Below are 10,378 nucleotides of genomic sequence, written 5' to 3' on the forward strand. Positions count from 1 at the left end.
ATCTTGATATAGGGTTTTATCTGTTCCTAATAAAGTTATTAAATCAGTAATATCTGTGCTTAATGTTTCAAAATGCTCTCTTTGATGATCAATAGGTTTTTTTACAATATGTTCTGCATGTTCTTTAGCACTTTCAAGTATTTCCATATATTCTTTATGTTGTGCTTCATCAAGTTTTGACATATCAAAATTTGAAAAGGCTGCAAGTAGCGCTGTTGCTCCTTTCGCGGCATTGTCTTTATTGTCTGCAACTAATCCATTTTTAATTTGCAAATAGCCATCTATAATAGCAGAAGTTGCCGCATTTTTTTTAGATGACGCTGTTATTTCTCTGGTCTTCATCGAAGCGTCCTTGTCGTGAGCATGTTCATCGTTGCCTTCTGCATGATGATGTTCTTCACTTTCATTATTCATTTCCATTTGGTTTCCATCTGAAGACATTTCTGAATGATGCCCGTCCTCATTATCATGCTCTTTTTTTGAATCTTTACATGATGCAACAGTTAGGGTTACAAATACTATTGCTAAAAGTCCCATTGACAATTTTAATTTTCTCATTTTGTTTGTTTTTAGTGATTATTATTATTATTATTTAAAGTTTTTTAATTACATTTTTAAGTTTAGGGGTTATTTCATCCGCATTTTCCATCATTTGATAGTTGTCAACTGCCAGCATAGAAACCATCGTGCTAACAGCTGCCAATTCTATAATTATGAGATTAATCTATTGAAAGATAACGAGTTTACATCCTGATTTTAATTATTAAAACCTTACGGAAAGTCCACCTCCAGCTCCATAGCGGTTATCGTAGCTACCCATAAGTGAAATATTTCTGGATAGAAAATATTCAGCTCCTGCACTCCATACAGTTTCCGAAGTCAAATCTTTTCCCACGGGCAAATTATTTACAATCCCTAAATCTAATTGATACTCATAATAGCCAAAAATAGATAGTTTAGGAAATATCATTATACTTCTCCCTAACGCAATTCTTGGTCTTAACTCATTATCTACACGTACATCAAGATTAAATAAATAGGGTGTTAAATAACGTATCCCGACCACTGCAGTAGTTTTAAATTGGTCTAAACTATTGCGTGTTTTATTTTCAATGTTAACACCTCCAAAAACACGTAAGTAATCGTGTAAATAACGTTCGTAGGTAAACTCTGATTCTAAATTTTTGTTCCAACCATATTCTAAAGACGCATTAAATTGATTTCTGATATTAGATGTCATTAAATTAAAACCTGTTGTATGTGAAGCTGCATCTACCAATCCCCATGAATACCATTTATCTGTTTCTGCAATAATTTTAGAAGCCGGAAATTCATCCATTCTAGGGTCTCGAGCTGTATCATATGACACTACTCTCGCCATACCTCCCATCATATGATATAGGATGTGACAATGAAAAAACCAGTCTCCATTCTCATCACCATTATTTCCATAAAACTCTATTGTTATTTTCTGCATTGGTGGCACATTAACCGTGTGTTTTAACGGGGAATAATCACCGTTTTTATTGATAACCCTAAAGAAATGACCGTGCAAATGCATGGGGTGGTGCATCATAGTTAGATTGTTAAAGGTAATTCGGGTTACTTCCTTACTGTTTATTTTTATTTTATCAGCTTCTGAAAGTGGTACACCATTCATGCTCCAAATGTACCGATTCATATTTCCCGTTAGATTCAACAGTACTTCTTTTACAGGAACATCTTTGTCATAGTTAGTTTTCGTTGGAGATTTTAAATAGTCATAATTATACTCTGCAAACAAATCCATTCCGGCCATTTTGCCCGATTTCTTTGCATCCTTTTTCTCATTCATCTGCATACCTACCATCGCACTATCATTGTTCATGTCCATCCCTTTCATTTTGGAATGATCCATTTGCATTGAATCTTTAGGTTTTTCCATTTTCATTCCTACCATTGTGTTGGCTTTCTTCATATCCATTCCTTCCGTTTTGGAATGATTCATTTTCTTCTCTTTCATTTCCTCCATTCCCATAGAATCTTCAGGTTTGCTCATATCCATTCCAGACATCTTATCCATTTGCATCCCATATTCATCCTTCATCTTAAACCGTTCATCTTTTTTGGGTTGAAACTTTAATGCATGCGCGCCCATTTTCATATCCATTTTGGCCATTTTTTGCATCATCCCAATCTTATCTGGTCTGGGAATAGTCATTGCAGGTAATGTTTTTCCATTTCCAATAAATGCAGATGCAGTTCCTGAACCATCTTGAGCCATGATTTTAAATTCTGTTTTTCCTTCTTCGGGTACTGTGATGATAAAATCGTAAGTTTCAGCGACGCCAATAAAAGTCTTGTTCTTTTTAGCTGGTACTACATCAAGACCATCAGCAGATACTAGTAGTGGTTCCTCTCCTCCAAAAGTCATCCAAAAGGACGTGGATGCACCTCCATTTATGATTCTCAAGCGTACTTTCTCCCCGGCTTTAAATTTTGGATAGTCGATGCTTTCTTCTCCATTAATTAAGAAAGCAGGATAATAAACGTCTGCTATATCTGCACCATTCATCCGTTGTCTCCAAAAGTTCAATTGCGCTCCAAAGGCTCCTCGAGCAATAACCTGATTTAAAGGTGTAGAAGTTCCTTTTTTGATACTATACCATTCGTTACCTCGTTTTAAATTACGTAGCACATTCATTGGTTTTTCGTTTGTCCAATCTGATAACATCAACACCAATTCCTTATCATATTTTAAGGTTTGTTCTTTTGGCTTAATAACAATTGAACCAAAAACTCCACTTTGTTCTTGCAACATAGTATGTGAATGATACCAATATGTTCCAGACTGTTTAATGGGGAACTCATATTTCTGTGTGTGTCCTGGTTCTATAGGAGGTGTTGTTAAGTAAGGAACACCATCAAAGAAATTAGGCAATAACAAACCATGCCAATGCACAGAAGTTTCTTCGCTCATTTCATTTTTCACGTAAATCACGGCATATTCACCTTCTATAAATTCCAAAGTTGGTCCAGGGATTGTACCATTTACAGTCATCCCTTTGATTTCTTTTCCTGCTTTGTTTACTAGTTCTTCCTTAATGGTTAAAGTGTACTCGTGTACAGGCAAATTATTAACATTTCCCTCCATGGACTGTCCAAATATCGAACAAAGGGGTATTATCAATAAGATTATTAAATATTTTAAGTTTTTCATTTTTCTATTTATTATAGTTACTATTTATTTTATGATTTCTGCCTTTACTTCTCCACATTTTAACATGGAAGCGCCAAAATAGGGGTTTGCTACTTTATTTTCTTTACTTAACCAATTTGCTCCTTTATCACTGTTAGCCATGGGGCAAAATTGTATATAGGAACTTTCTTTTAGAGGACTAAAAGATTTTGTCATGGCTATCATTACATTGGAAATGGGGATAAATGATTTTCGCATTTCTTTTATATCTTTGATATGGGCAGCATGTAAGGTGTTTTTTTTCAATTCTGTATGGTACTTCATCCAGATTTTATGCGCATCACCTTTAAAGAGATTCATGTTTATTTTACTCAGTGAATTTTCAAATTTGGCTATTGTCTTTTGTGCTCCGCTAAAATTATCCTTAGTTAACTCATCTTTCAACTCAAAATAATCTTCATATAAAGGCTGTAAGCTCGTTTTTGCATCTGAGCTAATAGTAGTTTTGGCAGTTTCTAAAGCCGTAGGTTTTTTATCAGACACTGCGGCTTGGTTGCCACCATGATTGTGAGCGGTACTCGCTTTACCACCTTCGAGGTTCATCATACTAGGCTTACCCGCTAATTGAGCAGCAGCATCGATATTGAAAGTACCATTAGCGACAACTTCTTCACCAGCTTCTAATCCCTCCTCTATGAGATAATCATTGCCTAATAATGGGCCTAGAGTGACTTGTCTTAACTTGAAAGAAACTCCTTTTTCTGATTCGTTTTTAACGTATACTATGGATCGTTTACCAGTCCACATTACAGCCGATTTAGGAACGCTTAAAGAAGATTTGTTTGTAGCGACTCTCGAACTAATTGTTCCTGAGACAAACATTTCTGGTTTTAATTTTAAATTAGAATTTCTTACCTCCACTCTTGCTGTTGCAATGCGCGTACTAGGATTAATAAATGGGTCAATAAAAGAAATTGTACCAGAGAAAGATTCCCCTGGAAAAGAGGCAATAGTATAGTTCACTTGATCTCCTTTTTTAATCCAAGGAATGTCTGATTCATAAATTTCAAAAAGAACCCACACAGTAGATAAGTCAGCTACGTCATATAAGGTTTGTCCTCGTTGCACATAATCCCCAAGCTCCACATTTTTCTTTACAACATATCCTGAAACGTCAGCGGTGATGGGAAATTTATCTTGCGCTTTTCCTGAAGAAAGCACATTTTTTATCGTTGTTTCAGAAACTTTCCAATTTCTAAGCTTTTGCTTTACAGCTTCAAACAACTGTGGTTGTAGGTCTCTTATGCTATAGGCCTCTATAAGTTCTTGCTGAGCAGTAGCTAGTTCAGGGGAGTATACATAAGCAACGACCTGTCCTTTTTTTACATATTCGCCAGTAAATGTGACTAGAATTTTCTCAATTCTTCCTGGAATATGTGACGATTGACTGTACACGCCTTTTTCATTTACTTCTACTTTTCCATTAAGTGTGATTTCTTTTATTCCATCTGAATTACCTACTTTATAAGTCGATACCCCAGCGATAATCATTGCTGATTCAGACATACTGATAGCGTCTGGATCAATATCACTATTGTCAGATGTTTCAAGCGGAATTAAATCCATGCCACATATAGGGCAAGCACCAGGTTCGTTCTTTCTAATTTGTGGGTGCATCGAACAGGTCCAAATTTGATCTTTCGTTACCGTTTCTTCCGAAGTTTTTTGTTCTTCTTTGGCGCTTCCGCCAAATAGAAGTGCACCTAATAACAACCCTAAAAGTAAAGTTGCTGCGAGTGCTATTTTTGTTTTTTTATCAAATGTCATAATTAAAATTGTTTTGCGGTTAAATAGTCCAGTTCAGCTAATTTCACATAGAAAGCACTTGTACTTGCAAGCTTTAACTTCTTATATTTTAATAGTTCTTGCTGCATGCGCAGTACTTCTTCAAAGTCTTTATTTGCATTACTGTAATACGAAAACAATAAATTCAAACTTTTTGAAAGTGTAACTACTTGATTACTATATAAATGTAGTAGGTCTTTTTCTTTTTCTAATTCAAAAACTAGTTTATAGTAGGTACCGTTTAATTTATTCTCCACTGCTGTTTTTTGAAAAGAATAACTTTCTTCCATTAATTTAGCTTCTGATGTTGCTGCAGTATATTTTTTTCTAAAAATGGGCAGACTTAAAGTGACCATAGGCATAATAACATCTTTACCAGAATCTGTAGAATTATTCATTCCTTTATCTATAATAACATAATCCACGCCAACACCTAGTTTTGGTAAACCTTGTTTTCTAGCTACTTCTATAGCCGCATTTGAAGCTTGCTTTTTCAAATCAAGCTCTATCAATAAAGGATTTTGTGAAATGGAATCTTTACGATACTGCAGGGGTAGTTCTACTACTTCAATTTCTTTTAAGACGACAACTTGTTCATTATATTTTCTGTTTAAAATACTATTGAACCATGATGTTAATGCGGGTTCTTTTTTATTTAAAATTTCTAAGTTCGTTTGAGCGTCTTTAATCATTATATCTACTCTTAATATATCTACTAAATTTCCTTTTCCATTTTCGAATTTTGCTGACGCTATTTTTTGATACGACTCTAGTATTTTGATGTTTTCTTGCTCAATTATTTTTAAATTTTGCAGTTCATATAATGGATAATAAACCGCCGCAACTTGAGAAAATAATTGATTTTTAGTATTTAAAAAAGCTTGATATTTACTGTCGGCAAGTAATGCGGCAACATTTTTTTGTGCTTTTAAAGTGCCAAACCAGGGAAACATTTGAGTCAATGAAAACTTCATATTTTGTGGACCAACGCGGGTTTCTACAGGTGAAATAAAATAACCCAATGATAAATTAGGGTCTGGTAAGGAACTCACTTGTGGCAACTTCTGCAAAGAAGCTTCAAATTCCTTATATTTCGCTTTCAGTTCCGGGTTATTGTCAGCCGCTACTCCGTAATAGTCTGTAAGCGTTTGTGCGCTTAAATTACAAACGGCAAACAATAGAGTCATTAATACTATTTTATGCATTTTTTTTGTTTTTATTTTTAATAACTGTTTCTCTCCAATAGGCTTGTAATACGGGCACAATGAACATGGTCATAATTTGAATAGTCATTCCTCCAAAAGTTGGAATGGCCATTGGAATCATAATATCAGACCCTTTTCCGGTAGATGTTAATACGGGTAATAGCGCTATAATTGCTACTGCAGCAGTCATCACAGCAGGACGTACACGTTTTTTACCCGCTTCTACAACCGCTTCTCTAACTGCAGTTACCGTTTGCGGATTTTTTTCTTCGAAAACTTGGTGAATATAAGTCCCCATAATCACCCCGTCATCAGTAGCGATTCCAAAGAGTGCGATAAACCCGACCCATACGGCAACGCTTAAGTTAATAGGGTGCACCTGAAATAAATCCCGCATGTTCACATCTGCGACTGAAAAATTTAAAAACCAATCTTGGCCGTAGAGCCATAGCAAGATAAAACCACCAGCAAAGGCCACAAATACCCCCGAAAAGTGAATCGAAGAGGCAATAATAGTTTTAAACTGAAAGTAAAGCAGTAGAAAGATAATCACCAGACAGATAGGAATTACAATTGATAATCTTTTCATTGCTCTAACTTGATTTTCGTAACTTCCGGAGAATTTAAAATTCACACCTTGCGGTACTTTAAGTTCCCCCGAATCAATTTTAGCTTTTATCGCTTTTTGAGCATCATTTACCACATCTACCTCAGCATAACTATCATTTTTGTCAAACAACACAAAACCAACTAAAAAAGTGTCCTCACTTTTAATGGCTTGTGGCCCTTTAGTATATTCAAATTTAACTAATTGCCCCAAAGGAATTTGGGCGCCAGTAGGAGTTGCTACTAAAATTTTAGCCAAAGCCTCGGGACTGTCTCTTAATTCTCTTGGATAACGAACGCGAATTGGGTAGCGCTCTCTACCTTCAACAGTAGAAGAGATTTTCATCCCCCCAATGGCTGTTTCGATCGTTTGCTGAATGTCTTCAACATTTAATCCAAATCTTGATATTTTTTCTCTATCGATATTTAAATGAAGGTAGGGTTTCCCGACAATTCTATCGGCAAAAACGGCTTCTTTTTTAACGGAAGGAACTTCCTTAAGAATTGCTTCTAATTCTAAACCAAACTCTTCTATGGTTTGCAAATCAGGACCAAATACTTTGATACCCATAGGTGCTCTCATTCCGGTTTGGAGCATCACAAGTCGCGTTTCAATAGGCTGTAATTTTGGAGCCGAGGTCACTCCGGGAATTTTAGAAACTTTAATAATTTCGTCCCATATATCATCGGGTGATTTTATTTTGTCTCTCCAATTTCGATAAAATTCTCCGTTATCGTCTTCAATCAAGTTTTTGATGGTTATTCCTTGTTTCAAAGCATCAGCATGTGAAAGGCTATCGTTAGATTTTGTAATAAAACGATCTTTTCTATCGACTTTAAAGCGCATTCGATGCCCCTTTTCGTTTAGAATGTATTCCGGTTTATAGTTGATGATGTTCTCGTACATGGAGATAGGAGCAGGGTCTAAAGCACTTTCAACGCGTCCAAGCTTTCCTACAGCCATTTCGACTTCAGGAATCGTATTCAACAACATGTCGAGTTGACCTATTACTTTTCGGTTTTGTTCAACGCCAGAATGCGGCATAGAAGTAGGCATTAACAAATAACTTCCCTCATTAAGCGACGGCATAAACTCTGATCCAATACCGGGAAAAGTATGAGCAGGGGCAGACCAAACTTTAGATTTTCTGATGTCCCAACCCACTTTTTCAAATCCATTTGCTATAAATCCAAAAGTCGAATTGAATCCAATCCACACCATAAGACCAAACAGCAATGTTACTAATGGCAGTAACATAAATTTCCCTTTGTTTTCTAGACACCATCTTAATACCGGCTCATAAAAACGAACGATACTTAATAAGGCGGATAGGATAATCCCCAGAAGAACTATAACGAAAAGATAGTTTCCAATAACGCTAATTTGTGGTCCCAAAGGCATCCACTCCTCAGTAAGAAAAAAAGAAACTATGAATAACACCAATACCAAATTGAAATGTTTAGTGTAGGCTTGGAATTTTTCTGGAATTTTGTGATTGAATAAATCATACAATCCCATTATACATAAGGCTAGGGGGAGTGCCATTTTAAAATAAATACTCAATAGAATTCCAGCAGCAATAAATACATAACCCCAAAAACGTTTTACTCTTTTTTTATCATAATTGATACCAAAGATGAGATGTGCTAGGGCAGGCAAAACAATTACACCGAGAATAAAAGCTCCTAATAATGCAAATGTCTTGGTAAATGCTAAAGGCCTAAATAATTTACCTTCGGCTGATTCCATGGCAAATACAGGAATGAAACTAACTATAGTCGTTGCTAATGCAGTAGTAATTGCCGAGGCTACTTCAATTGTAGCATTATAAATTACTGTTAATAGTTTTTGACCTTTGGCACCTTCGTTTTCTGGCATTTCTAAATGCCGTATAATATTTTCGATAAATATTACCCCAACATCCACCATGACCCCAATAGCGATAGCGATTCCTGAAAGCGCGACAACATTAGCATCTACTCCTGAATAGCGCATTACTATAAAGGTCATCAAAACTCCTACGGGTAATAAGCTAGAGATTATTAATGATGCTCTAAGGTTAAATAGTAAAATAAGAACTACTATAATACTGATTAATATCTCATGAGAGAGTGCGGTCTCTAATGTGCCTATCGTTTCGTGAATTAATTGTGTACGATCATAAAAAGGGATAATTGTCAATTGACTTTCCACACCGTTAGCCAAAGTTTTTTTAGGTAAACCAGAAGCAATCTCGCTAATTTTTGATTTCACTCCGTTAATCACTTCCAACGGATTAGAACCATATCTGGCGATAACCACACCTCCTACAGCTTCAGCACCTCCTTTATCTAAAGCTCCACGTCGCGTTTCTGGTCCTAGGGATACAACTCCTATATCTTTTATTCGAATAGGCACATTGTTGTTTACGGCTACAACAGCCAATTCAATGTCTTCAATATTTTTTATGTAGCCGAGGCCTCTTACCAGATATTCTGCTTGATTAATTTCGATGGTTTTAGCCCCCACATCTTTATTCGACTTTTGTACGGCAGTCATAACCTTAGCTAGAGGGATGTTAAACGCTTTTAGAGCATCGGGGTTTACATCAATTTGGTATTCTTGAACAAATCCTCCTATAGAAGCTACTTCTGAAACTCCCTTAACAGCATTTAATCCATATTTAATATAGAAATCCTGAGCTGTTCTTATTTCGTGTAAATCCCAGCCACCAGTTGGGTTTCCGTCTTTATCTCGTCCTTCCACTGTATACCAATATACTTGTCCCAATGCAGTTGCATCAGGGCCTAATGACGGTTTAACGTTTTCAGGAAGCAAGCTATTAGGTATGGAACTTAATTTTTCGAGAATTCTGGAGCGTGACCAATAAAATTCTATATCATCGTCAAAAATGATATAAATACTCGAAAAACCTAAAATTGAGTTACTTCTAATTGACTTTACACCTGGAATTCCCAGCATGTAGGTGGTTAAAGGATAGGATATTTGATCTTCTATATCTTGTGGAGATCTTCCGGGCCACTGTGTGAAAACAATTTGTTGGTTTTCTCCAATGTCGGGAATGGCATCCACAGACACCGGGCTTGAAGGTAAGAAAGGAATCTTCCAGTCGAAAGGAGCGGTTGCCATTCCCCAAAATATTATTACAAGAAGAATAAGTCCTGTGACTAATTTATTTTCAAGAAAATATTTTATAGTTTTATTTAACATGTATTTTTAATTTAATTCTTCTTAATTGGAACTTATTTTTGATTGCTATAATTAAAGTATATATAATCAGCAATCAAATTAGATAATAATGTTCCAAAGAAAGAGTAAAGAATTTAGTAGTATTTAAGGCTCAATTGCTGTTGTAAATAAAATATAATCCTTTGTTATTTTCACAACACTTTATCGCAGATCCTTTACAAATACAACTTTTCCTCTTCCTTATTAGGAGAACGATTATTATATTTATAATTCTTTTTTAATAGTACCGCATTTTGGCATTTTACTTCCCAAGTATGGATTTTTGATTTCTTTGGTTTCACTTATCCAAATTGC

The 10,378-nt window shown here is 35.6% G+C and carries 5 protein-coding genes; all 5 read right to left on the minus strand.

Going from position 1 to position 10,378, the window contains the following annotated elements:
• On the minus strand, positions 1-558 hold a 558-nt coding region (locus tag HJ01_RS16860; RefSeq protein WP_040474105.1), incomplete at its 3' end, for a DUF3347 domain-containing protein.
• A 205-nt stretch (positions 559-763) separates the two neighbouring features.
• Complete coding sequence (locus HJ01_RS16865) at positions 764-3,199, minus strand: multicopper oxidase domain-containing protein (protein ID WP_040474106.1); 2,436 nt, start codon at positions 3,197-3,199, stop codon at positions 764-766.
• 24 nt (positions 3,200-3,223) lie between these two features.
• Entirely contained in the window at positions 3,224-5,005 is a 1,782-nt protein-coding gene (locus tag HJ01_RS16870) for an efflux RND transporter periplasmic adaptor subunit (RefSeq protein ID WP_007139724.1), read from the minus strand.
• 2 nt (positions 5,006-5,007) lie between these two features.
• Entirely contained in the window at positions 5,008-6,228 is a 1,221-nt protein-coding gene (locus tag HJ01_RS16875; RefSeq protein WP_040474107.1) for a TolC family protein, read from the minus strand.
• Positions 6,221-10,045, minus strand: a complete 3,825-nt coding sequence (locus HJ01_RS16880; RefSeq protein ID WP_007139726.1) for an efflux RND transporter permease subunit — start codon at positions 10,043-10,045, stop codon at positions 6,221-6,223. Before HJ01_RS16880 ends, HJ01_RS16875 begins: the two co-directional genes overlap by 8 nt.
• Between the last annotated feature and the right edge of the window lie 333 nt (positions 10,046-10,378).

It is taken from the genome of Flavobacterium frigoris PS1 (genome assembly GCF_000252125.1).
Classification (GTDB): domain Bacteria; phylum Bacteroidota; class Bacteroidia; order Flavobacteriales; family Flavobacteriaceae; genus Flavobacterium; species Flavobacterium frigoris_A.